The organism is Halochromatium roseum (assembly GCF_016653315.1).
GTDB lineage: Bacteria > Pseudomonadota > Gammaproteobacteria > Chromatiales > Chromatiaceae > Lamprobacter > Lamprobacter roseus.
Genome location: NZ_NHSH01000064.1, coordinates 1 through 22,876, shown reverse-complemented (window position 1 = coordinate 22,876; position 22,876 = coordinate 1). Strand labels below are relative to the sequence as shown.

Here is a 22,876-nt window from a genome sequence, read left to right as displayed (position 1 = left end):
GATACGAATGCCGACGCCGATGCCGACTCGCGGGCGAGGACGAGTGCGATGCCCATGCTGTTGAACGGTGCGGATTGGGCTACCGCGCTGGTGTTCGTGCCATTGCTGGCGGCCTTGGCCTGCTTTCTTGTGCCTCGTGCTGCCGACTGGCTGGGAGTGTTGGCGGCCCTGCTGATCCTGCTCGCGACCCTGGGCTTGGTGCAGGATCTGCTCAGCGACGGGCCGCTGCGGGTGGCGGTCGGCGGTTGGGGAGCGCCGCTCGGCATCGATCTCTGGGCCGATGGGTTGAGCGCGGCCTTGCTACTGATGACGGCCTTGGTCGGGCTTGGCGTCAGTGTCTATGCGCCGGGATATTTTGCCGCGCATCCGCAGCAGCAGCGCTGGTTCTGGCCGCTCTGGCTGCTGCTGTGGACGGCGCTGAACGGGCTGTATCTGTCGGCGGATCTGTTCAACCTCTATGTGATGCTCGAGGTGCTGGGGCTGTCGGCGGCAGCGTTGACCGCCCTTAGCGGTAGTGCGACTGGGCTGAACGCGGCCATGCGCTATCTGCTGGTGAGTCTGCTCGGCTCGGCGGCCTATCTGCTCGGCGTGGCCTTGCTTTATCACGGATATGGGACGGTCGACATCGCCCTGCTTGGCCAGCGCATCGAAGCCGGTGCTGTCGCCACGACTGCGCTGCTGGTGATGGCTGCGGGCTTGTTGCTGAAAACGGCCCTGTTGCCCTTTCACTTCTGGCTGCCGCCCGCGCACGGCAGCGCCCCAGCGCCAGTGAGCGCCTTGCTCTCGGCGTTGGTGATCAAGGCCTCATTCTATCTGCTGTTGCGCCTGTGGCTGGATCTGTTCAGCGGACTCGGTGGGTTGCTCGCGGCGCTGTTGCCGGAATTGCTTGGACTACTCGGCGCCGCCGCCGTGCTCTGGGGCTCGGTGCAGGCCTTGCGCCAACGACGACTGAAGCTACTGATCGCCTATTCGACCGTCGCTCAGATTGGCTACTTGTTTTTGGGCTTCCCATTGGCCGGCGTTCAGGCCGAGGAGGTCGCCTGGCGCGCGGTGCTCTATCTGGCGCTGGCGCACGGCTTGGCCAAGGCGGCGATGTTCCTCAGCGCGGGCAACCTGCTCCAATTTGCCGGCCATGATCGCATCGCCGATCTCGATCGTGCGGTGCAGCGGCTGCCATTGACCCTGACCGCCTTCGTACTGGGCGGCATCAGCATCATGGGGCTGCCGCCAAGCGGCGGTTTCGTCGGCAAGTGGCTGTTGCTCGAGAGTGCCTTTACCCAGGGCCGCTGGGGGTTCGCGATCGTCGTGCTGTTGGGCGGGGTGCTGGCGGCTGGCTATGTGTTCAAGGTGGTCGGTTATGCCTTCACCCCGACCGAGATCGCCCAAGAGGGCGAGGCGGTGCCGCTGAGGATGCAATGGAGTGCCTTGCTGCTGGCCTTTGGCGCCATCCTGCTCGGCTTCTCGGCGCCCTGGCTGTGGCCGCTGCTCGGGGTTGGCGATCCCTTCGGCCTGCCTATTGCCGAGGTTGGAGCCGCGCGATGATTCCAGCCATTGATGCCGCGTTGCCACCGAATGCCTGGTTGCCGCTGCTGGTGTTGGCCAGCTCACTGCTACCGGGCCTGGTCATCTTTTTTCTTGCCGAGCAGCGTTACTGGACGCGCACGCTGCTCAATCTCGCCGGCTCCCTGGTCAAGTTGCTGTTGGTCGGCGCCATGCTCTGGGGCGTGTTCCATCAGCAGCAGTACGCGGCCAGCCTGCCGCTGCTGCCGGGGCTAGATCTGGTGTTGCGGGTGCGGCCGCTGTCGTTGCTGTTCTTGTCGCTTTCGGCCGGACTCTGGCTGCTGACCACGCTGTATGCGATCGGCTACCTGGAAGATTCGCCGAATCGCAGTCGTTTCTTCGGTTTCTTCAGCCTCTGTGTCACCGCCACCGTTGGCGTGGCGATGGCCGGCAATCTACTCACCTTTCTGATCTTCTTCGAGCTGCTGACGCTGACCACCTATCCGCTGGTGGTCCATCGTGGCACCGAGGAGGCGCGCCGCGCCGGCCAGATCTATCTCGCTCATACGGTGATTGCCGGTGCGCTGTTGCTGGCCGGTACCGTCTGGCTGTATACGCTTGCCGGCACGCTGACGTTCACCACCCAGGGCTTCGTCGCTGATCTGGTTGAGCGCCATCGTTGGTCGCTGATCGCCATCTTCGTGCTGCTGATCATTGGTGTTGGCGTCAAGGCGGCACTGGTGCCCTTGCAAAGCTGGCTGCCGCGGGCGATGGTGGCGCCGGCGCCGGTGAGCGCGCTTTTGCATGCGGTGGCGGTGGTGAAGGCGGGCGCCTTTGGCATCGTGCTGATCGTCTATGATGTCTTCGGCGTCGAGGTCGCGGCCGAGCTGGGGGTGACCAAGCCGCTGGCGCTGGTGGCGGCGTTCACCATCCTCTATGGCTCAGTGCGCGCGCTGTTTCAGGACAACCTCAAGCGGCGCTTGGCCTTCTCCACGGTCAGCCAGGTCTCCTACATCGTGCTCGGGGTCGCCATCGTCGGCCCCTTGGCGACGGTCGGCGGTCTGGTGCATCTGGTGCATCAGGGGGTGATGAAGATCACGCTGTTCTTCTGCGCCGGCAACCTCGCCGAGACCCTGGGCATCCACAAGGTCAGTGAGATGAATGGTGTCGGCCGGCGCATGCCCTGGACCATGCTCGCCTTCAGTATCGGCGTGTTCGGCATGATCGGGCTGCCGCCGGTGGCCGGCTTCATCAGTAAATGGTATCTGGGCTTGGGCGGGCTCGAGGCCGGTCTGCATTGGCCCTTGTTCGTGCTCGCTGGCAGTAGCCTGCTAAATGCCGCCTATTTCCTGCCGATCCTGCATCGCGCCTGGTTCTGTGAGCCGCCTGAGGCCTGGCCGGAGGAGCGTGATTTCGGCGGCAACAAGGAGACCGCCTGGCTGCTGCTGTTGCCGCCGTTGGTCACCGCCGCGCTGTCGCTGCTGATCGGCCTGTTCGCGTCGATGCCCTTTACGCCTTTGGAATGGGCGCGGCTGATCGCCGAGCGCGAGTTCTATCAGCCATGAACGTCGCCTCACTCCTGGCGACCCTAGGGCAGTGGGCGCCGTTGCTGGTGCTGGTGGTGCCCTTGGCCTTAGCCGGCCTGCTGGCGTTTCCGCGGCTGGTTGGCGCCGTTGGCCGGCTGGCGCCCTGGGCGATGCTACCAGCCCTGCTGGCCGGGCTGTTGGCGCCACAGACAGAGCTGTTACTGCCAGAGCTGCTGCTCGGTAGTAGCCTGATGATCGACCCCATCGGGCGGCCGTTTCTGCTGCTATTGGGGCTGTTATGGCTGGTCGCTGGCTGGCTCGCGGGTGAACGGCTGCGCCGCCGAGGGCCGGTGTTGCTGTTCTTGTTGGCGATGACCGGTAGCCTTGGCTTGGTGGTGGCGGGCAACCTGGTGGTGTTCCTGCTCGCCTCGACGGTCAGCGGCTATGCGCTCTATGGCCTCGCCGCTCGGCAGTCTGGCGCGCGTGCCTTCGTGGTGTTGTTGGTGCTCAGCGATCTGCTGTTGTTTGAGCTGCTGTTGCTGCTGGTGAAGAGCGGTATTGGGCTGAGTCTGGCGCCGGCGGTTGCACCCAGTGCCGCGATTGGCGGCAGCTTGGCCTTGCTTGTGCTCAGCGTGCTGGGCTTTGGCGCTAAGGCGGCGGTCTTCGGCCTGCATCTCTGGCTGCCGCGGATGCTCTCGGGGAGGGCCGTTGAGCTGCTCCCGATCCTGATCGGCTTCGTACTCGCTGCCGGCCTGCTGCCCTGGCTGCGGCTGCTGGCGCCGGGGGCATTGTCGGGTGATGCGGCAACGCTGCTGTCCTGGATGGCGCTGACCAGCATGGGGCTGGCGGTCATCTTGGGTATGCTGCAAGGCGGGCAGCAGGCCTTGCTCGGTTATGCGATCAGCGCCCTCAGTGGATTCTGGCTGCTGTTGCTGAGTGTTTCCGGTGGTGAGCTTGGCGCACTGATGCCGGTAGCCGAGACCGAGGCGCGTGCACTGGCGATGGCGCTGGCCTTGTGCCAGGCCGGGCTGGCGCTGGCGGCACTGCTGGTGCAGGGCGCGCGGCGCTGGGCGCGACAATCCTGGCTTGACTGGATGCTGAACGGGTTTGCGGTGCTGTTGTTTGCCGATGCGCTACTAGGCATGGCTGGGGTGTTGGCGTTCGACCGCGAAAACGGCTTCATGATCGCCGCCTGTGGCCTTTTTGGCGGACTCATGGGCCAGTTGCTCTGCGCGCGGCATGGCACTGAGACGTTGCAGGTGATTGGACCAAGCCGGCCGTTATCGCTGAGCCTGCTGGCAGCCGGGTGGGCCCTGCTGATGGCTGGTGGCGCGATGATCGCGCCCTCAGGCTGGCCGTTGGCCGCGTCATTATCCGCTCCGGTCTCGGCGCCACTGGCGGCCCTGGCCTTGATCGGCGTGACGACCCTCAGCGCCTTGCTCGCGCTGGCAAGACCAGCGCGAGCCTAGGCTTCTGGTCGGCTAGACCAGCACGCCAGGCGAGAAGCTATAGCTGTCGATGATGTTGACGTAGTTGGCGCGCTCGAAGTCCGCCGGATTCGGTACCGCAAGCGCGCTGACACGACCGCGAACATCGGCAATCGACTCGAAGCTCTGCTCTTCCATCCAGTGCGTGATCCCTTCCAGGATACGCGCGATCTGCGGGGCGCCATTCTTGAGCAAGGTACTGCACAGATGGACCGCATCGGTACCGGCGAGCAGCAGCTTGATGGCATCCTCGGCGGTATGGATGCCGCCAGTGGCACCGATCGAAAGCCCATCGATACGACCGTAGAGGATCGCGATCCAGCGCATGGCCAGCAGCGCCTCGGCCGAGGTCGAGGGATGCAGGCTCGGCTGCAGACGCAGGCTGTCGATATTGATGTCGGGCTGATAGAAGCGGTTGAACAGCGAGACGCCATCGGCGCCGGCCTCGGCCAGACGTCGCACCATGTTGCCGACCGAGCTGAAGCTCGGCGAGAGCTTCATGTTGATCGGGATGCTGATCTGGCTCTTGAGCAGCCGCAGGATCTCGAGATAGCGCTCCTCGACCTGGCTGCCATCGAGGCTGATATCGGCGGCGACATAGTAGACGTTGAGCTCGAGCGCGTCGGCACCAGCCTGCTCGAGCTCCTTGGCGTGCGCGATCCAGCCGCCCGGGGTGACGCCGTTGAGGCTGGCGATGATCGGGATATCGAGCGCTTCCTTGAGCTTGCGAACATTGTCCAGGTAGTTGTCGAGCCCGGTACTGAAGTCATTCCAGTCCGGGATGAAGCCCTCGCCGATCTCAGCGAAGCCAGTGTCCTGCTGGTGCAGGAAGCGGTTCATGGTCTCGGTCTCGGTGGTCACGGCCTCCTCGAACAGCGAGTACATGATCAGCGCCGAGGCGCCCTGATCCTCGAGCTCTTTCGCTTGCGCGATGCTCTTGGACAGCGGCGATGAAGAGGGAACGATCGGGTTCTTGAGCTCGAAGCCAAGGTAGTTGGTGGTCAGGTCCATGGGGATCTCCGGGGCGAAGGTCGTAGTCGGGCGAGCGCGCTCGCGAGTGTGCCATAGCCCCTCGCGAGCGCTGTCGGCGTTTAAGGTCTCACTCGGCGTTCGCGGGCTTCTCCGCCTTCTGCCAGGCCAGATGGGCCAGTTGCTCATAGAGCGAGTACTTGCTCTCGACGTGCTTCTGCGCCAGCTTCAGGAAGCGCTCGGCATCATCCGGATGGGTGCGGTTGAGCACGCTGAAGCGGGTCTCGCTGGCCAGATAATCCCGGTAGGGGATGCTTGGCGCCTTGCTGTCCATGTGCAGCGGATTCTCGCCCTGTTCGATCTTGCGCGGATCATAGCGGAACAGCGGCCAGTGGCCGGAGTTGACCGCCATGTCTTGCTGGCGCAGGTTATTGGACATGTCAACGCCGTGGGCGATGCAGGGCGAGTAGCAGATCAGCACCGAGGGGCCGGGGTAGGACTCGGCCTCCATGAAGGCGCGGATGGTCTGCACGTCCTTGGCGCCGAAGGCGATCTGCGCGACATAGACGTTCTCGTAGGCCATCGCCATCATCGCCAGATCCTTCTTGAAGGTCGGCTTGCCGCCGGCGGAGAACTTGGCCACCGCGCCCATCGGCGTCGCCTTCGAGGTCTGGCCACCGGTGTTGGAGTAGACCTCGGTGTCGAGCACCAGCAGGTTGACATCGCGGCCGGTGGAGAGCACATGGTCGACGCCGCCATAGCCGATGTCGTAGGCCCAGCCGTCACCGCCGACGATCCAGACGCTGCGCTTGACCAGGTTCTCGCAGACGCTGAGCAAGACCTTGGCCTCGCGGCTGTCCATCGCGGCGAGCTTGTCCTTGAGCGCGGCGACCCGTTGGCGCTGCTCGAAGATCCCGGCCTCGGTGCTCTGATCGGCGTTGAGCAGGCCGTCGGCGAGATCAGTGCCGATCTTGTCGGCGAGCAGGGCGACATATTCACGGGCCTGGTCGGTCTGCTTGTCGACCGCCAGCCGCAGCCCGAGGCCGAACTCGGCGGTGTCCTCGAACAGCGAGTTGTTCCAGGTCGGGCCGCGGCCATCGGGGTTAGTGGTGTAGGGTGTGGTTGGCAGGTTGCCGCCGTAGATCGACGAGCAGCCGGTGGCGTTGCCCATCAGCATGCGGTCGCCGAACAGTTGGGTGGCGAGCTTGATGTAGGGCGTCTCGCCGCAGCCGACGCAGGCGCCGGAGAACTCGAACAGCGGCTGCAGCATCATCGCGTGCTTGATCTTGCTGGCATCGAGCTGGGTGCGATCGTACTCGGGCAGCGACAGGAAGAAATCCCAGCGCGGCACCTCGAGGTCGTGGCGCTCCTCGGCCGGGCGCATGTTCAGCGCCTTGCGCTTGGGGTCCTTGCGGTCGCGGATCGGGCAGACCTCGACACAGAGTCCACAACCGGTGCAATCATCGGGCGCGACCTGATAGCTGATCCGGTAGCCCTCGGGGAAATCCTTACCCTTGAGCTTGGCGCTCTGGAAGCCCTCGGGCGCCTGCGCGATCGCCTCCTCCGAGAAGATCTTGGAGCGGATCGCCGCGTGCGGGCAGACCAGCGGGCACTTGCCGCATTGGGTGCAGAGGTCGTCTTCCCACTGCGGTAGCTCGAGGGCGATGTTGCGCTTCTCGTAACGGGTGGTGCCGGTCGGCCAGGTGCCATCGGCCGGCATCAGGCTCACCGGCAGGCTGTTGCCCTGGTTGGCGATCAGGGTCGCGGTGACGCGCTGGACGAAATCCGGGGCATGGGCCGGGACCACCGGCGGGCGCTCGAACGCGCTGCTCGCGGCGCCGGGGATCTGCACCTGATGCAGGCCTTCGAGGGTGGCATCGATGGCGGCATAGTTGCGATCGAGCAGACGCTGACCCTTCTTGCCATAGGTCTTCTTCACCGCGTCCTTGATCTTGGCGATCGCCTCGTCCTTGGGCAGGATGCCGGAGATGGCGAAGAAGCAGGTCTGCATGATGGTGTTGATGCGTCGCCCCATGCCGGTCTTCTCGGCGATGTCATAGGCGTCGACGACATAGAACTTGAGGCCCTTGTCGATGATCTGCTGCTGCATCGATTTGGGCAGGTCATCCCAGACCCGATCCGCCGGGGTCGGCGAGTTGAGCAGGAAGGTCGCGCCGTCCTTGGCCTTGGCGAGCATGTCGTAACGGGTCAGGAAGGTCGGTTGATGGCAGACGACGAAGCTGGCCTCGCCGTCACCGATCAGATAGGTGCTGTTGATCGGGTTGGGGCCGAAGCGCAGGTGCGAGATGGTCACCGCGCCGGCCTTCTTGGAGTCGTACTCGAAGTAGCCCTGACCGAAGTTCGGCGTTTCCTCGGCGATGATCTTGATCGAGTTCTTGTTCGCCGAGACGGTGCCGTCCGAGCCCAAGCCATAGAACACGCACTCGGTAACGCCCTGGGTCGCATTCGGCTTGAAGCCAGGCTGCCAGTCCAGGCTCGAGTGGCTGACATCGTCGATGATGCCGACGGTGAACTTGTTCTTTGGCTGGTCCTTGGCCAACTCGTCGAAGACCGACTTGACCATCGCCGGGGTGAACTCCTTCGACGACAGCCCATAACGGCCGCCGACCACGCGCGGCATCCGAGCCATGTTGCCCTCGGCGACGGCCTCGGCCAGTGCCGTGACCACGTCCAGATAGAGCGGCTCGCCGTTGGAGCCGGGCTCCTTGCAGCGATCGAGCACGCCAACGGTCTTCACCGTCACCGGCAGCGCCTCGAGCAGATGCGCCTTGCTGAACGGCCGGAACAGGCGGACCTTGATCAGGCCGACCTTCTTGCCCTCGGCGGCGAGGTGCTCGACCGCCTCCTGCGCGGCGCCGATGCTCGAGCCCATCAACAGGATCACCTGCTCGGCGTCCTCGGCGCCGACGTACTCGAACAGCTTGTAGTGGCGACCGGTCAGCGCCGCGAGCTGGTCCATGCGCCGTTGCACGATCCCCGGTACCGCGGCATAGAACGGATTCACCGTCTCACGACCCTGGAAATAGACATCCGGGTTCTGGCTGGTGCCGCGGATGATCGGATGGTCCGGGTTCATCGCCCGCTCGCGATGCGCCTTGACCAGATCCTCATCGATCAGCGCGCGGATCTGCTCATGCGAGAGCTTTGAGATCTTGTTGACCTCGTGCGAGCTGCGGAAGCCATCGAAGAAGTGCAGGAAGGGCACCCGCGACTCGAGCGTCGAGGCCTGCGCGATCAGGGAGAAGTCCATCACCTCTTGCACCGAGGCCGAGCAGAACATCGCATAGCCGGTGGCGCGGCAGGCCATCACATCGGAATGGTCGCCGAAGATCGACAGGCCCTGGGCGGCCAGCGAGCGCGCCGAGACATGGAACACCGCCGGGGTCAGTTCGCCGGCGATCTTGTACATGTTCGGGATCATCAGCAGCAGGCCTTGCGAGGCGGTGAAGGTGGTCGACAGCGATCCACCCTGCAGCGCGCCATGGATGGCGCCAGCGGCGCCGGCCTCGGACTGCATCTCGATGACGCTGGGGACCGTGCCCCAGAGGTTCTTGACGCCCAGCGAGGACCATTCATCGGCCCACTCACCCATATTGGAGGAGGGCGTGATCGGATAGATGGCGATGACCTCGTTGGTCAAATGCGCGACGTAGGCGGCGGCTTCGTTGCCGTCGATGGTGACCATGTGCTCTTGCGACATCGTGTTACCACGTTGGATTGGGTGATGGGTGCTCCGACCGAGGGCCTATGAGCCGCCGGCGCGGTTTCCGAGGCGACATCGGCGATGTCTCCCGGGCAACCTGGACACCGGCTCGGTCGGAGGTGGAGAACTCGGCGAAACTATAACGAGATTCTTGCCTGCGCCGGCTGATCTCGGTCCAAGAACAACAAGGAAATCACCTCGCGCATGATCCGGGTCAGGAAATTGAGTCGGTTACTCCTGACGTGCTCAAGGATGCTCTCTGTCCCTTTCGGTTTAGGTCAAATCTGATTATTGCTTAACATCTTGGCAGTAGGGTTTTAGGTGTCGATCATCCGTGGTTTCTGGCGCCAGACGGGGTTGGCCTCGGGCTGTTGGCGAACACGCAGCGGGCTATAATCGGCCAATGACCGTCCCCCTGACACCGGCGCGCGCGATTGCCTTGCGGCGCATGACCGAGGCTGATCTCAGCGAGGTCATGCAAGTTGAGTGCGCGGCCTATGCGGTGCCCTGGACCGAGGGCATCTTTCGCGACTGTTTGCGTGCGAGCTATTACTGTCTGGTTGCCGATCGGGCGGGACGCTTGATCGGGCATGCGGTGATGTCGGTGGCCGCGGGCGAGTGCCACATCCTCAATCTCTGTGTGGCGCCGAGCCACCAAGGCCGTGGTCTTGGACGGCAACTGCTGCGGCGCGTGCTCGCGCTGGCGCGTCAGCGCGAGGCAGACACGGCCTTTCTCGAGGTACGGGCATCGAACCGGGGCGCGATCCGGCTCTATCAGGCCGAGGGGTTCGATGAGATCGGTCTGCGCAAGGGCTATTATCCGGCTGCTGAAGCGAGCGCCACTTCAGGTCGCTCCAGTCGCGAAGACGCGGTGCTGATGGCGCGGGCCTTATGATTCGATGAAAGCGCGCCAGCTCTTCCGCTACAAGGCCCGTCAGGGCGAGACCATCTGCGAGATGGTGATCTGGGCGCTTCCTGCAGCAACCAGGGAGCGGCCACATGGACTCAAATACCGGCTGTTTTGCGGCGTTCCTGGGCAGTGTCTGGTGCGCTATGACAATGAGTTGGGCAAGGGCGATCATCGTCACGACGGAGATCAAGAAGAGCCTTATCCGTTTTCATCCGTGGAGCAACTTCTTGCTGACTTTCGTGCGGATTGCGCTAGGCTCGCAGCTTGGAGGTGGACATGAAGACGATCGAGATCAGCGTACTCTCGCCAGAAGCCGCGCTTGGCGAGTTCGCCAAGACTTGGACTGCAGCGCAATCTTCTTCCCGTGACATGACGCCCAGGCTTGCCTTCGGCAGCCTGCGAGAGCTGTTTTTGGCGATTACCGAGCAGCGGCTGGAGCTGCTGCGTTATGTTGCAGCACATGAGGGGTTAAGCCTTCGGCAACTTGCGCAGGCCTTGAATTGGGATGGCAGCGATCTGCAAGCGGATGTGGCCGAGCTTGCTGATCTCGGACTCTTGGAGCGAGATCAGCAGGGTGCCTTGTCAACCCCTTATGACGAGATCCTGATCCACGCCGGGATTCGCGATGCTGCTTGAGTGTCTGGGGTTGGCCGCACTATAGCCATCTGAACTAATCCACCGGACAGAAATGACTGGAGGAGAACGGCAGAGCATAGAGCCGCTGGTCCGCGAGTCAGGGCTAATGACGATAGATCTGGTGTGGCATCGCGTTGGTGCGTGAGCGCTAGGGCGTGAACCCGTCGGGGTTTGCGCTGTCGTCTGCATTGAGTAGCGGTTTGAGCGCACGCTCGAAGTCTGCTGGGTTCAGATACTGAATGACCACGCCGCCGTCAGTATCGCGCGCGATATCAAGACCCTGATCCGGATAGAGCCAGTGCACCACGCCGCGCTTCTCGGTGAGCTGGCGCTCGGGCTCGCCGAAACGGCCGACAATATCCTCCGGGCGGAGGCTCTTCCAGGGGAGATAGGTGATCGAGCGGATCGGCGCCTCGGCGAGCGGTGCGGCATCCTCGGGGTCGAGCACGACCTTGCGGCTGCCGCTGGAGAGCTTGCTTGCGCGAAGACCACGGTCGTACATGCCAGCGAGCTGATCCTGCGGGACCGCGAGCGAGACCACCCAATCGGCCTTCAGATTGCTGAGCAGGATGTTGTCGAAGTAGGCCTCGACGGTGAAATCGGTGTCGGGGGCGTCGCGCCTGGTCTCGGCAAACAGATTGAGCTTGCCATCTTCGCCGAGCAGCGCGCGCAGATCAGTCAGGGTGCTCTCGCCGAGCGTCAGACCAAACGCCTGCAGCTGACCGTTCGGCGCGCGGCTGACATCCCAGGGATAGAGCCGAATCCCGGCGCGCTCATCCGGGAAGGCGGACAGCAGCATCCAGATGCCGATGAAGGCGAGGAGGGCGCCGGTCAGCACCGAGAGCAGGATCTTGCGGTCCATTAGCGATGGCTCATCTGTTTAGCGGTGACTCATGTGTTTCGCGTTTGCTCAGGCCTTTGATCTTGGCCCATGCGCTCATTGCTGGCTCAGGCGTCGCTGATCAGGGCGGCAACCACGCGCCGGCCCTCACCCGCGAGGATGTTGTAGGTACGGCAGGCGGCGCCGGTGTCCATGATCTCAATACCAATGCCTTGCGCGAGCAGGCAGGCATAGAGGGCCGGGTCTGGGAAGCGCTGGCGCGCGCCGGTACCAAGCACCACGACCTGCGGCGCCAACGCGGCAATGGCCTCGAAGTGCGCTGCTGCGAGCTGCTCGAACTGGGCCGGCCCCCAATCGGTCAGGATACGCCCAGCGGTGAGCGCGAGCGTGCCGCTATAGTGCTGGCCTTGAATCCGAACTTGGCCTGGCTCATGGGCCTCGATCAGTGGCCCCACGTCGGTCTCGAATTCGGAGAATTTCATCGCTGGCCTAGCCTAGCACCGGCGTGCTCGGTCCAACCGCTGGAGGCGCTGGCCGCGGTGCTTCACCGGTATCAAAGGTCTCCTCCATGAAGTCGATGGCGGTCCGCTTGGTGCGTATGAAGTGGGTCTCATCGAGCAGATTGAAGAGTTTGCCGCGGCTTAGCGTCTCGTAGACCTGAGACTTGAGGCTCGAGAAGTAGAGCTCAACCCCGTTGTCGCGGAAGGTCTCGATCACATCACGCAAGCGCTCCTCGCCGGTGACATCGATGTCGTTGATGCCGCTGCCATCGATCAAGACTGCGCGTGCCTGGGGGTTTTTGGCGCGCGCCTCAAGCAAGACATCCTCGAAGCGTGAGGCATTGACAAAGTTGAGCGAGCCATCGAAGCGCACGACGATGAAGCGATTGCCGAGCGGCTCGACCTCATTGGTGCTGACGCCAGCCAGGCTGCCGTCAGGCCGGCGGCCAAGGATGTCGGTGCGCGGCTGCATGGTGCGGACCAGGAACAGCACGATGGCGAGTCCGGCGCCGAGCAGGATGCCGTTGGCGAGCTGCGGCGCCATGGCCAGGGTGGCGATGAAGGTGATCAGGCCAACGAGGGCCTCCTGACGCTCGATCTTCCAGGCGCGCACCAGTGAGCGGATGTTGATCAGTCCGAACACCGCCATCATCACGATCACCGCCAGCACCGCCTGCGGCAGATGGTAGAGCAGCGGTGTCAGGAACAGCAGCACCAACATCACGGCGATGGCACTGATGATCGCGAACAGACCGGTCTTGGCGCCGTTCTTGGCCGCGACCGCCGAGCGCGAGAAGGAGCCGCTGACGGTATAAGAGCTGAAGAAGCTGCCGACGATGTTGGCCAGGCCCTGACCGACCAGCTCCTTGCTGGTATCGACGCGCTCACGGGTCTGCGCGGCGATGGCCTTGGAGATCGAGGTCGCCTCCATGAAGCCGATCAGCGCCATGACCAGCGCCGAGGGGAACAGGGTCCAGAAGAAGTCCATGCGCATCTCCGGTACCTGGAAGCTGGGCAAGCCCGCTGGGATGGCGCCGACCACCGCACCGCCGCCCATCATCTTGATCTGATCGCCATCGACCTTGTTGATGCGCCAGGTATGGCCGTCGGCCTGGGCATCGGCGGGTACGGTGCCGTGGCGGTAGAACAGATCACGGCCATCCTCGGTCAGCACATGCTCGAAGCGCAGGTTGTGCAGCGCGACCTGGCGCTCGTTGTTGGCCAGCTTGCGCTGATTCATCTCGCGGGTCAGCACGCGGAGATCGGCTTCCAGCAGTGCCACCTCGGCGAACCGGTCTGCGTCATCGGCGCTGATCAGCTCGCGCATGTCTTGATTGATGCGGGCGGTGGTGGTGCCGAGCGAGTCGATCGCGCGTGCGGTTGAGGCGAAGCCCGCCGCCAGGGTGCGCGCCTCTTGGTCTTGGATGGCGTCGAGGGGAACCGACTGGTTGCGCTCGAAGCCGATCCACCAGCTCAACAGCGTCAGCAACACCACCGCCAGCAGCACCCCGGGGATCTTCGGCATCACCCGGCGCGCGCCGATGATGATGACGAAGGTCGCGGCGGCGAACAGCAGCGTCGGCAGATGGGTCTGCGGTAACTGCACGATCACGGTCCAGAGGTCGAGCACGAAGTTGTCGGTGCGCGGGAAGGGCACGTTGAGAATCTTGCTCAGTTGCGACAGGCCGATGATCAGCGCCGCGGCATTGGTGAAGCCGACGATGACGGGACTGGACAGAAAATTGACCAGGATGCCCATGCGCAGCAGTCCGAGCGCGAGGCGCAGCACGCCGACCATCAGCGCCAGCATCACCGAGAGCACGATGAAGTCCTCGCTGCCAAGCGCCGCCAGCGGTAGCACCGCCGCCGCCGACATCAGCGACAGCATCGCCACCGGGCCGGTATGCAGCTGCGGCAGTGAGCCCCAGAGCGAGGCGATGATCACCGGCATGAACGAGGCATAGAGCCCGTAGACCACCGGCAGTCCGGCGAGCTGGGCGTAGGCCATACTCTGCGGTACCAGGACCAACGCGACGGTGATGCCAGCGATCAGATCGCCGCGCAGTCGGTCGCCAGAGAGCGGGAACCAGTTCAGGAACGGAAAGACAGTCTTCAGCATGGGGGCAGGGCGCATAGGGCGTCTCGAAACTCGATAGGTCGGCTTTACCGGCTTTTCTGAGGGGCTATTCTAGCCTGCCCGTCCCCTATTGAGCATTGATGTTCGGTGTGGAGTGCATCAATGCTATCAATTTGAATCCCTTGCGGTCGTTGAGACGACAATCGAGGTTGGCCTGCGGCACAATGGCTCGATGCAACGCTTAGGCTCACTGCGCAACGCCGTTCTGCTGTTCGTCTTGCTGCCACTGCTCGGCATCCTGGTGGTGGTGGGCATGCTGGGCCTGCGCGAGCTCGAGGGGCAGATGACGCGGCGACTGCAGGATGATATCGAGCTGGTGGCGCGCTCGATCCGTCTGCCGATCGCGGCCGCGATGGTGCGTGGCGATACCGATGCGGTGCAGGAGGCGCTGGATTCGGTGTTTCAGATCGATCAGGTGTTCGGCGCCTATGTCTATGACCGCGCCGGCGCGCGGGTGGCCACCAGCGGTCCGCGCAGCCCCTTGCTGGAGCGGCGTCGCGATGCGCGCGCGCTCACCGCCGAGGGCACCCAGGGGAGCTTCGAGGAGCGCCGCGGTCGCGAGGTGTTCTCGTTCTTCCTGCCGCTGTTCGACGGGGCCGGCCAGGTGGTTGGGCTGCTGCAGGTGACGCGCGATCTGTCCCGCTTTCAAGACTATCTGGAACGTCTGCGATGGCTCGGAAGTAGCGCGCTGGGTCTGCTCGCCGTGGTCTTCGTGCTGGTGGTGCTGATCGGCCATCATCGCGCCGTCGGTCGCCATGTGCGCGGACTCACCGGCGCGATGGAGCCGATCGGGACCGGCGAGGCCGGACTACGGGTGCCAGAACGTGGTCCCGATGAATTACGCCGTCTCGGCGCCAGCATCAACGCCATGATCGCGCGCTGGGAGGCCTCTGAGCAGCGCCTGCGCGATCAACGCGCGCGTGAGGCGCAGCTCGAGCGTGAGTTGCGCCAATCGGAGAAGTTGGCCGCGATCGGGCGACTCGCCGCGGGCTTGGCGCATGAGCTTGGCACCCCGCTCGGTAGTGTTGCGGGGCGCGCCCAGCGCGCCGCCCGTCAGCTGCCCCCGGAGTCACCCGCGCAGGGCGAGCTGACCCAGTTGCTCGCCGAGCTGGGGCGCGTGGAGCGCATTGTGCGTGAGCTGCTCGATTTCGCCCGTCAAGGGGGGTTGAATCGGCGCTTGGTCGAGCTGGCGCCCTTGATCAAGGGGGTTGTGGCGCGTTCTCGCCAGGCCGCGCCGCGCGACGACCTGCAGGTCGAGGTCGCATTGGCCGAGCAGCTGGCCGGGCTGAAGCTCGATGTCGACCCATTGCGGTTGGAGCAGGCGCTCGGCAACCTCTTGGATAATGCCCTACAGGCGGCGACGCATCAGGTGTGGATCAGCGCCGAGCTGACTGAAGATCAGCTCCAGCTCCTGCTGCGGGTCGCGGATGATGGTCCTGGGGTCGCGCCCGAGGCCGTTGAACGACTGTTCGAGCCCTTCTTTACCACCAAGCCGGCCGGCCAGGGCACCGGGCTCGGGCTGGCGGTGGCCCGAGCCGCCATCGCCGAGCATGGAGGTCATCTCTGGCTTGCCTCAGCGGCGGAGCAGGGTGCCTGCTTCTTGATCGCCTTACCGCTGTCTGGCGATACGCGGGCGGCCTTGAGCCCGCCCGAGCGTCTTGCGCCAGCAGCCAGACCGCACTGAGTCATGAGTCAAAATCCCAATCATGTCCGCTGAGCCTGCGCGTCCAGAAACCCCCGCAACCCCTGCAGCCGAGCGCCCACTGATCCTGGTGGTCGAGGACGATCGCGGCTATCGCCAGTTGTTGCTTGAGGAGCTGGAAGAGGCAGGCTATGCGCTGACCGGAGTAGCGGATGCATGTGCGGCACAAGCGGTCCTTGCCAACCAAGCGGTGGCGCTGGTCCTGAGCGATCTGCAGCTACCAGGTGAGGATGGGCTCGCGGTGTTGCAGGCGACCCGCGCGCTGACCCCGCGCCCCGGCTTCATCATGCTCACCGGCTTTGGCACCATCGACCAAGCGGTGGCGGCGCTCAAGGCCGGGGCCGATGATTTCCTCACCAAGCCGGTCGACCTCGAGCATCTGCGCTTGGCGGTGGCGCGGGTACTGGAAAACCGACAGCTACAGGCCGAAGTGGCGCGCTACCGGCAGGTGCTTGCGGGCGGCGAGTTCCACGGCATGCTCGGCAAGAGTCCGGCGATGCGCGCGCTCTATGACCTGATCCGTCGGATCGCGCAGTCTGATAGCAGTGTGCTGATCACCGGCGAGTCCGGCACCGGCAAGGAACTGGTCGCGCGGGCGCTGCATGCCGAGAGTCCGCGCGCTGCGGCACCGTTCGTCGCGCTCAACTGTGCCGGCATCCCGGAGAGCTTGCTCGAATCCGAGCTGCTCGGTCATGCTGCGGGGGCCTTCAGCGGCGCGCGAGGCGCGCGTCAGGGGCTCTTCGTCGAGGCCGACGGGGGCACCCTGTTCCTCGACGAGATCGCCGAGATGCCGACGGCGATGCAGACCAAGCTGCTGCGGCTGCTGCAGGATGGCCGCGTGCGACCGGTGGGTGCCAATCGTGAGATCAGCACCGATGTTCGCATTGTTGCCGCCACCCATCGCGATATCGGCGCGCGCATCGCCGAGGGGCAGTTCCGCGAGGATCTGTTCTACCGTCTGGAGACCTTCCGCATCCAGGTGCCGCCGTTGCGCGATCGGGGTGATGACATTGCCGCCTTATTACAGCGTTTCTTGGAGTCGCAGACGGTGGCGCGCGAACGGCCGGCGCGGCGTTTCGCGCCCGAGGCCTGGCGCGCCTTGCTGCGCTACCGCTACCCCGGCAACGTGCGTGAACTGGAGAATCTGGTCGAGCGCGCTGTGACCCTGGCGCCGGATGTGCTGATCGGCTTGGAGGATCTGCCGGAGTGCGTGCGCGCCGAAGCTAGCCTGAGCGAGGGGCTGGATCAGTCTGCAGCGGCCTTGGATTCGGCTTTGATTTTAGCTTCTGCGCCGGCCTCGATGGCGGGAGCCCTGGCGCAGCGAGCCTCAGCACCGCAAGCCGATGAAGACTGGCAAACCCTGGCCGAGGTTGAGGCGCGTTACATCCGCTCGGTGCTGGAGTGGACCCAGGGCAACAAGCAGCGCGCCGCCAAGATTTTAGGCATCGGGCGCAAGACCCTGTATCGCAAGCTCGATGATGAGCAGGCTGGATCATGAGCAGGTAACCGTGAGCAGGTCAGCGTTAAACAAACGCTTCATTGTCCGGGTGGCGACGCACGATGTCCCTTGGCGATGTGCAGGCAGGAGCTTCGAGCCAGCTCGGCGCTGAGCCGGGTCACTGTGCCACGTAGCCGAATGACACATGTGTCTTTTTGACTCGCTTGGCGAGCCCGCTGGCGCTGGCGCTCAAGCGGAGGACTGTGTTTCTAACACTCTGATCCTGAAGAGCGAATCATCTTTTTTATCCAGGTTGGCACGGCAGGTGAAAGAGGCTTGATGCCATTCACAACAGGTTCACCTGGAGGTTTCAGATGATGATGACACGCCAACCGCTCGCTCCCGCACTGGCACTCACTGCACTGCTTGCCGTGACCGGCACGGCCTGGTCTCAGTCGAACACAGCCGGCCAAGCTCCAGCTGGTCAGGCTCCGACTGGCCAAGGCCCGGCTGGCCAGGGCGCAGGCGGTGCTCCGGGCGCGGGCTTTCAAGCACCGACGAGTGCGCCGATGACGGTCGATGATTCAACCGTCTCGAACTTTGCCGATGCCTTCCTGAGTGTTCAGGAGATCAGCGAGGATCTCACCGATAAGTTATCGAACGCCCCGAGTGCCGAGGCCGCGCAGAGTCTGCAGCGCGAGGCCCAAGATGAGATGGCGCAGAAGGTCGAAGAGGCCGGTATTTCGGTTGAGCAATACAACGAGATTGCCATCAGTATACGCCGTGATCCGAAACTGGCCGAGCGGGTCAAGACGGCCGTTGATCAGGCGCGTTAATGACCCGTCAAAAACCTGCAGTCTGCACTCGGATGCTGAAGCGCTCGGGCCGGGCAAGCGCTCGCCCAGTGCTTGAGTAACGCCGATTGAGCTGCAGAGCCTGAGCCGCACAGGGCCTGAGCCTAGCCGCGCACTGTGTGAGCGTCCCTCGAACAAGCCGCCGGCCATCCTGGCCGGCGGCTTTCTGATTTTTGGCGATGGTTGCTCGAGTAGAGAGGAGATCGATATGCATCAGGGCTTTATCCTGACCGCCGTCCTGTTTGGGGTTATCAGCCTACCAGCGAGCGCCGAGACGGCTCTGCCTGCCGAGACCGCGGCCAAGGCGCAGGTGCTGATCGACATGAACCCGCTGCTTGGCGGTTATGCCATCGACGTGCGATCAAGCGATGCCGGATTGCGTCTCGACGGTGCTGTGGCCAATGAGATCGAAGCCAATCTGGCGATGCAGCTCGCGCGGCTGATCGCTGGGAATGACGCCGAGGTTGAATCGGCGTTGGCGTTGGATGCGCCGATGCCGGAGGTCAACAGCGGCTTGATCAGCGAGGTTCAGGATCGAACCACTGCTGCCCGGTTGCACCAACGTCTGCGCTGGCAGGTCAGCAATCTACCTCTGGATATCCAGATTGAGGTCGAGCGTGGCGTGGTGCGATTGAACGGCCAAGTCGGCACCTCGGCCACCAAGGATCGGATCGCCGCGATGGCGGAAAGCACCGAAGGCGTCAACGAGGTCTTCAATTACATCAGTGTCGATCCCGGCCTGATCGCCGACGAGCGCGAGCAGCAAGGACGTGCCGAGCAGTTGGAGCGAGGCGATGATTGGATCAGCAGCCGTTTGCGGGCCTTACTGCAGTCCGATACGACGGTGAGCGACCGTGCTATTGAGATCAAGGTGAGCGAGTCGGTGGTGACACTGAGCGGCTCGGTCACCTCCGCGGCCGAGCGTAGCGTTGCCGAGACCATTGCGAGCGAGATCCCCGGGGTGCGCGAGGTCGATTCGCGCCTGATCATTGAGCGGCTATTGTGACAGTCCTGTTGTGACAGTCCTGTTGTGACGGTCCTGTTGTGACAGGTTCGCGCCAGCCGGACAAAAAAAACCGCCCGAGCTGACTGCAGCGCGAGCGGTGTTTATAAGGAGGAGTGGATGGTTCCGGGAGCTAAGGTAGCAGCCTCTGCGTAGTGCGTATTTGACAATCCACAATCTGGCCCTTCTGGAATTTTAAATCTGGACCAGCGCTCGTGTTCGGGCGCTCGGGAGCGCATCAGAAACCTCCTGATCTTCGCCCCGGCGCGGACGAGCGAGGGTCAGCGTTGGCTCTGGCCGTCGCTGAGATTCCCTACTGGCTCATCACCCGGGGCACCGTACAGTGCGCCATCATTCGGGTTGCCCATCGTGCCACCCGCGCTTGGGTTCGGGTTGGGTGCTTGCGATGTCTGGGGCTGTTTGTAATTCCACTCCGGCTGCTTCGGCTCCTGGAGACCCTGCTCTTCCAGCGTGCCCATATCGGTCCCGTTGCAGCCGACGGCGAGCGCCAAGGCGGCGCCCGCTGAGAGCCCAATGCTGATCTTCGTCAAGGTCGCAAACGGGCGCGCCGTCGAATGCCGTTCATCATTCATCGTCATCATGCTCCGTGGTTTTTCAGTGAACCAAGCGCAATGCAGATGACATGCCAAGCCTTGGGATCATCGCAGGGTCCAACAGGCTGCACTGTACAGGCCGAGCAGTCGCACCCGCGCGAGAGGCGGGCGTGTTGATTGGATACATGTGTCGATCCGACCCGTGTCAAATCGACACCTGATGAGCAAGCTTGAGGTCGGCCCGCTCATCAGCGGGTTGAGCCTGATCACAGCGGCGCCAATCCAGCCCTGATCGGCAACCACGGCGACCTGGGTGATTGCAGACAGCGACCACCGGCTGGGGCCAGGATGAGGATCGCCGGCGGGCCCAAGAGGCGGGCTTCGACCAGTTCCTGCTGAAGCCGGTGGGTGCCGCGGAGCTGAAGGCGGTCCTCGCCTCAACGGCGTAGTGCTGCTCGACGATATCGCGGCCCGCAAACAGTGATTACGGGCCTCGCAAAGCCACGGCATCATGTCGTCAGCCTAGGGCTTCTCTGGCATACTTCCGCCTGATGAACGCTCATCCACAGCCGCATGGCTCTCCTACTCCGGTGTCCGAGGATGCCGACGAGCCCCACAGTTGCTTCCCGCACTCGGCCTATTTGGCCAAGCAGATGTTTCAGGTGCTCGCCCATACAGGCGCTCGCCCATTCAGGTGCTCGCCGCTGGAAAGTTGGGCGGAGGGCTGATCGATGAGCCTCTGGACGCCGTTCTTGGTCCTCCTACTCATCCTTATCAATGCACTCTATGTCGCGGCCGAATTTGGCGCGATCAGCGTGCGCATCACGCGCGTCGAGCAATTGGCCGCGCAGGGTCGACGCCTGGCCGCCGGATTGCTGCCGATCCTGCGCGATGCGGGGCAACTGGATCGGTACATCGCCGGCTGCCAAATCGGCATCACCCTCTCGAGTCTGGTGCTGGGCGCCTTCGGGCAGGCCACAATCGGCCTCGCCCTGGGCCGGCTGTTGGCCGAGCATGGGCTCCTAGAGCCGGTCAGCGCCTATGCCCTGTCCGCGACGGTGACCTTGGTCCTGCTCACCTCGCTCCAGGTCATCTTTGGCGAGCTCATTCCTAAGAGCTTGGCGCTGCAGTATCCGGTGGGGACCGCGCTGCTCACCTATCCGCCCATGCGCTGGTCGCAGCGGCTGTTCGCCCCCTTTATCCGGTTGCTCAACGGCAGCGGCACGCTGATCCTGCGCCGGCTCGGGGTCTCCGCCGAGTCGAGCCACCGCCATGTGCATGCGCCCGAGGAGATCGAATTCCTGATCCGCGAGAGTCGTCAAGGCGGCTTGCTGCAGGACAAGGAGAGCGAGCGTTTGCGCGAGGCGATTCAGCTCGCCCAGCATCGGGTGCGTCACATCATGGTGCCACGCGGTCAGATCGCCAGACTCGATCTCGACGCGCCGCTGCCGGAGCTGCTGGCCGTCATCGACGCCTCTCCCTATACCCGACTGGTCGTCCACCGGGGTGGCTTGGATGAGGTGCTGGGCTATCTGCACGTCAAGGATCTGGTGGTCGCGATGGCAAGCGGAAGCCAGCTCGATAGCCTGCAGGCATTGGTCCGTCCGTTGCTGATCCTGCCGAGCAGCCTGAGCATCGACCGCGCCTTGAGCCAACTGCGCGATGAGCATGCGCGCATCGCCCTGGTGGTCGATGAGTATGGTGATGTCGAGGGGCTGATCAGTCTGGAGGACATCATCCGCGAGCTGCTCGGCGAACTCTCCGACGAATTCAAATCCTTGACCGGGCAGACACCAACGCCCGTTTCGGACGGGCGCTGGCGCTTGCCGGGCCGACTCTCGCTCGAAGCGGCGAGTGAATGGGCCCAGTCCCTGGGTGCCGCGCGTTTCCAATCGACCCATGCCGAGACGCTGGCCGGCTGGATTCTTGAGCAACTGGAGACCGTCCCCGCTGGCGCGCTCTGCCTGCAGACCGACGAGATGGCCCTGGAGATCGAGCGGATGACCGGTGCCGCCATCGAGTCCGTGATCGTCTGGATACCCGAGACTGTCGGCGGAGACGCGCATGACTGAGCTGCTGATGATCCTGTTGATCGTGCTTGCGCTGGTCGCCCTCAATGGGCTCTTTGTCGCCGCCGAATTTGCCATCATCAGCAGCCCGCGCACGGCCATGGTCGCGCGGGTCGAGGCGGGCGACCGTCGTGCCAAGGCGGTGGTGATCACGCTCGAAGACCCGAACCGGCTCGACCGCTATGTGGCCACGGCACAGCTGGGTATCACCTTCGCCAGCCTGGGGCTGGGGATGTATGGCGAGCACCAGCTCGCGCACCTCTTCGCCGGCTGGCTGGCCGCGCTCGGGCTGAGCGAAACGGGCGCGAGCCTGACCTCACATGGCCTGGCGTCGGTGCTGGCCATCGGCCTCATCACCTACCTGCATATCGTCCTCGGCGAGATGATCCCCAAGGCGCTGGCGCTGGGGCATGCGCAACGGGTTGCCCTCTGGGTCAGCACCCCGATGCGCGTCATCGGCCTGCTGCTCTTCCCACTGGTGCATGGGCTCAATCGGGCCGGCATCCTGCTGCTGAGTCTAGTTGGCGTCGAGCGTGCTCACAGTGCCCAGCATTACCTCGATCCCGATGAGCTGGAATTGATCGCGCGGGAAAGTCAGCTCGGCGGACTGCTCAGCGAGGAGAGCGGACGGGTCTTCCGCGAGCTGGCCGACTTCAGCGAGGTGACCGCCGAGCAGGCGATGGTGCCGCGGGTCTTCACCCAGGGTCTCCCGATCGAGGCCACTGATGCCCAGTTGCGCGCGATCCTCAAGCAACACCGCCACACCCGTTATCCCGTCTACCGCGGCGATCTGGATCATATCCTCGGTACTGTGCATATCAAGGATCTGCTCGGTCTGCTGCGCGAGGGCCGTGGTCTGGACCCGGCCGTGGTGCGCGAGACGGCCTATTTGCCCGAGACAGGGCGAAACCGTTCTACGCCTAACTGACGCACCTTAGAAGCACTTACCCTCGGATCTGGACATTTCCGCGCGTCTGGTTCAAACTGCCGGGCAATGTTGATTGGCGAGGCGGCGCGATGAACCTG

Annotated in this window: 19 protein-coding genes; 13 read left to right on the top strand and 6 right to left on the bottom strand. The window is 64.0% G+C overall.

All coding sequences use genetic code 11. The features are described 5' to 3' along the window. Window positions 1-48: 48 nt before the first annotated feature. From CCR96_RS15690 to CCR96_RS15680, 3 genes are read left to right on the top strand one after another with little or no spacing between them, the layout of a single operon-like run. Window positions 49-1,542 carry a complex I subunit 5 family protein gene (locus tag CCR96_RS15690; protein ID WP_338035893.1) on the top strand — a complete coding sequence of 498 codons (1,494 nt, stop codon included), beginning with the start codon at window positions 49-51 and terminating at the stop codon, window positions 1,540-1,542. Beyond that, window positions 1,539-3,065: a complex I subunit 5 family protein gene (locus CCR96_RS15685; RefSeq protein WP_201221066.1), complete on the top strand. Its 1,527-nt coding sequence runs from the start codon at window positions 1,539-1,541 to the stop codon at window positions 3,063-3,065. Before CCR96_RS15690 ends, CCR96_RS15685 begins: the two co-directional genes overlap by 4 nt. Then, window positions 3,062-4,495, top strand: coding sequence for a hypothetical protein (locus CCR96_RS15680; RefSeq protein ID WP_201221065.1), 1,434 nt, complete (start codon window positions 3,062-3,064; stop codon window positions 4,493-4,495). Before CCR96_RS15685 ends, CCR96_RS15680 begins: the two co-directional genes overlap by 4 nt. Window positions 4,496-4,507: 12 nt before the next feature. On the opposite strand, the gene CCR96_RS15675 is transcribed toward CCR96_RS15680, so the two are convergent. Together CCR96_RS15675 and nifJ are read right to left on the bottom strand one after the other, a co-directional pair. Next, on the bottom strand, window positions 4,508-5,524 hold the full coding sequence (locus CCR96_RS15675) for a dihydroorotate dehydrogenase-like protein (protein WP_201221064.1): 1,017 nt from the start codon (window positions 5,522-5,524) through the stop codon (window positions 4,508-4,510). A gap of 88 nt (window positions 5,525-5,612) precedes the next feature. After that, window positions 5,613-9,203, bottom strand: coding sequence for a pyruvate:ferredoxin (flavodoxin) oxidoreductase (gene nifJ / locus CCR96_RS15670; RefSeq protein ID WP_201221063.1), 3,591 nt, complete (start codon window positions 9,201-9,203; stop codon window positions 5,613-5,615). 406 nt (window positions 9,204-9,609) lie between these two features. On the opposite strand from nifJ, the gene rimI reads away from it, so the two are divergent. The 3 genes from rimI to CCR96_RS15660 are packed head-to-tail and all read left to right on the top strand — an operon-like array spanning window position 9,610 to window position 10,752. Continuing rightward, entirely contained in the window at window positions 9,610-10,101 is a 492-nt protein-coding gene (gene rimI / locus CCR96_RS15665) for a ribosomal protein S18-alanine N-acetyltransferase (RefSeq protein WP_201221062.1), read from the top strand. A 4-nt stretch (window positions 10,102-10,105) separates the two neighbouring features. Continuing rightward, window positions 10,106-10,396 (top strand): toxin-antitoxin system TumE family protein, encoded by a 291-nt coding sequence (locus tag CCR96_RS24675; RefSeq protein ID WP_274601138.1) that lies wholly within the window; start codon window positions 10,106-10,108, stop codon window positions 10,394-10,396. Continuing rightward, a complete protein-coding gene (locus CCR96_RS15660) occupies window positions 10,393-10,752 on the top strand; it encodes an HVO_A0114 family putative DNA-binding protein (RefSeq protein WP_201221061.1) in 360 nt (119 codons plus the stop codon). Before CCR96_RS24675 ends, CCR96_RS15660 begins: the two co-directional genes overlap by 4 nt. 148 nt (window positions 10,753-10,900) lie before the next feature. Here CCR96_RS15660 and CCR96_RS15655 read toward each other — a convergent pair whose 3' ends face one another. The 3 genes from CCR96_RS15655 to CCR96_RS15645 all read right to left on the bottom strand — a co-directional run bounded on the left by CCR96_RS15655 (window position 10,901) and on the right by CCR96_RS15645 (window position 14,212). Continuing rightward, complete coding sequence (locus CCR96_RS15655) at window positions 10,901-11,614, bottom strand: hypothetical protein (RefSeq protein ID WP_201221060.1); 714 nt, start codon at window positions 11,612-11,614, stop codon at window positions 10,901-10,903. Window positions 11,615-11,700: 86 nt separating this feature from the next. Continuing rightward, window positions 11,701-12,075: an Mth938-like domain-containing protein gene (locus tag CCR96_RS15650; protein WP_201221059.1), complete on the bottom strand. Its 375-nt coding sequence runs from the start codon at window positions 12,073-12,075 to the stop codon at window positions 11,701-11,703. A 7-nt stretch (window positions 12,076-12,082) separates the two neighbouring features. Beyond that, window positions 12,083-14,212, bottom strand: coding sequence for a SulP family inorganic anion transporter (locus CCR96_RS15645; RefSeq protein WP_242519129.1), 2,130 nt, complete (start codon window positions 14,210-14,212; stop codon window positions 12,083-12,085). 190 nt (window positions 14,213-14,402) lie between these two features. On the opposite strand from CCR96_RS15645, the gene CCR96_RS15640 reads away from it, so the two are divergent. The 4 genes from CCR96_RS15640 to CCR96_RS15625 all read left to right on the top strand — a co-directional run bounded on the left by CCR96_RS15640 (window position 14,403) and on the right by CCR96_RS15625 (window position 19,230). Next, window positions 14,403-15,914 (top strand): ATP-binding protein, encoded by a 1,512-nt coding sequence (locus CCR96_RS15640; RefSeq protein WP_201221146.1) that lies wholly within the window; start codon window positions 14,403-14,405, stop codon window positions 15,912-15,914. 22 nt (window positions 15,915-15,936) lie between these two features. Next, complete coding sequence (locus tag CCR96_RS15635; protein ID WP_201221057.1) at window positions 15,937-17,430, top strand: sigma-54-dependent transcriptional regulator; 1,494 nt, start codon at window positions 15,937-15,939, stop codon at window positions 17,428-17,430. Window positions 17,431-17,744: 314 nt separating this feature from the next. Then, window positions 17,745-18,206 carry a DUF4168 domain-containing protein gene (locus tag CCR96_RS15630; RefSeq protein WP_201221056.1) on the top strand — a complete coding sequence of 154 codons (462 nt, stop codon included), beginning with the start codon at window positions 17,745-17,747 and terminating at the stop codon, window positions 18,204-18,206. Window positions 18,207-18,432: 226 nt separating this feature from the next. Further along, a complete protein-coding gene (locus tag CCR96_RS15625) occupies window positions 18,433-19,230 on the top strand; it encodes a BON domain-containing protein (RefSeq protein ID WP_201221055.1) in 798 nt (265 codons plus the stop codon). Between the two features lie 278 nt (window positions 19,231-19,508). Here the strand turns inward: CCR96_RS15625 and CCR96_RS15620 are convergent, their stop codons facing one another. Next, on the bottom strand, window positions 19,509-19,820 hold the full coding sequence (locus CCR96_RS15620; protein ID WP_201221054.1) for a hypothetical protein: 312 nt from the start codon (window positions 19,818-19,820) through the stop codon (window positions 19,509-19,511). Window positions 19,821-20,098: 278 nt separating this feature from the next. On the opposite strand from CCR96_RS15620, the gene CCR96_RS25115 reads away from it, so the two are divergent. The 3 genes from CCR96_RS25115 (at window position 20,099) to CCR96_RS15610 (ending at window position 22,778) form a co-directional block, all read left to right on the top strand. After that, window positions 20,099-20,230, top strand: a complete 132-nt coding sequence (locus CCR96_RS25115) for a response regulator (protein WP_274601137.1) — start codon at window positions 20,099-20,101, stop codon at window positions 20,228-20,230. Window positions 20,231-20,512: 282 nt separating this feature from the next. Further along, a complete protein-coding gene (locus tag CCR96_RS15615; RefSeq protein WP_201221053.1) occupies window positions 20,513-21,853 on the top strand; it encodes a hemolysin family protein in 1,341 nt (446 codons plus the stop codon). Continuing rightward, on the top strand, window positions 21,846-22,778 hold the full coding sequence (locus CCR96_RS15610; protein WP_201221052.1) for a hemolysin family protein: 933 nt from the start codon (window positions 21,846-21,848) through the stop codon (window positions 22,776-22,778). The genes CCR96_RS15615 and CCR96_RS15610 overlap by 8 nt, the downstream gene beginning before the upstream one ends. Window positions 22,779-22,876 lie beyond the last annotated feature (98 nt).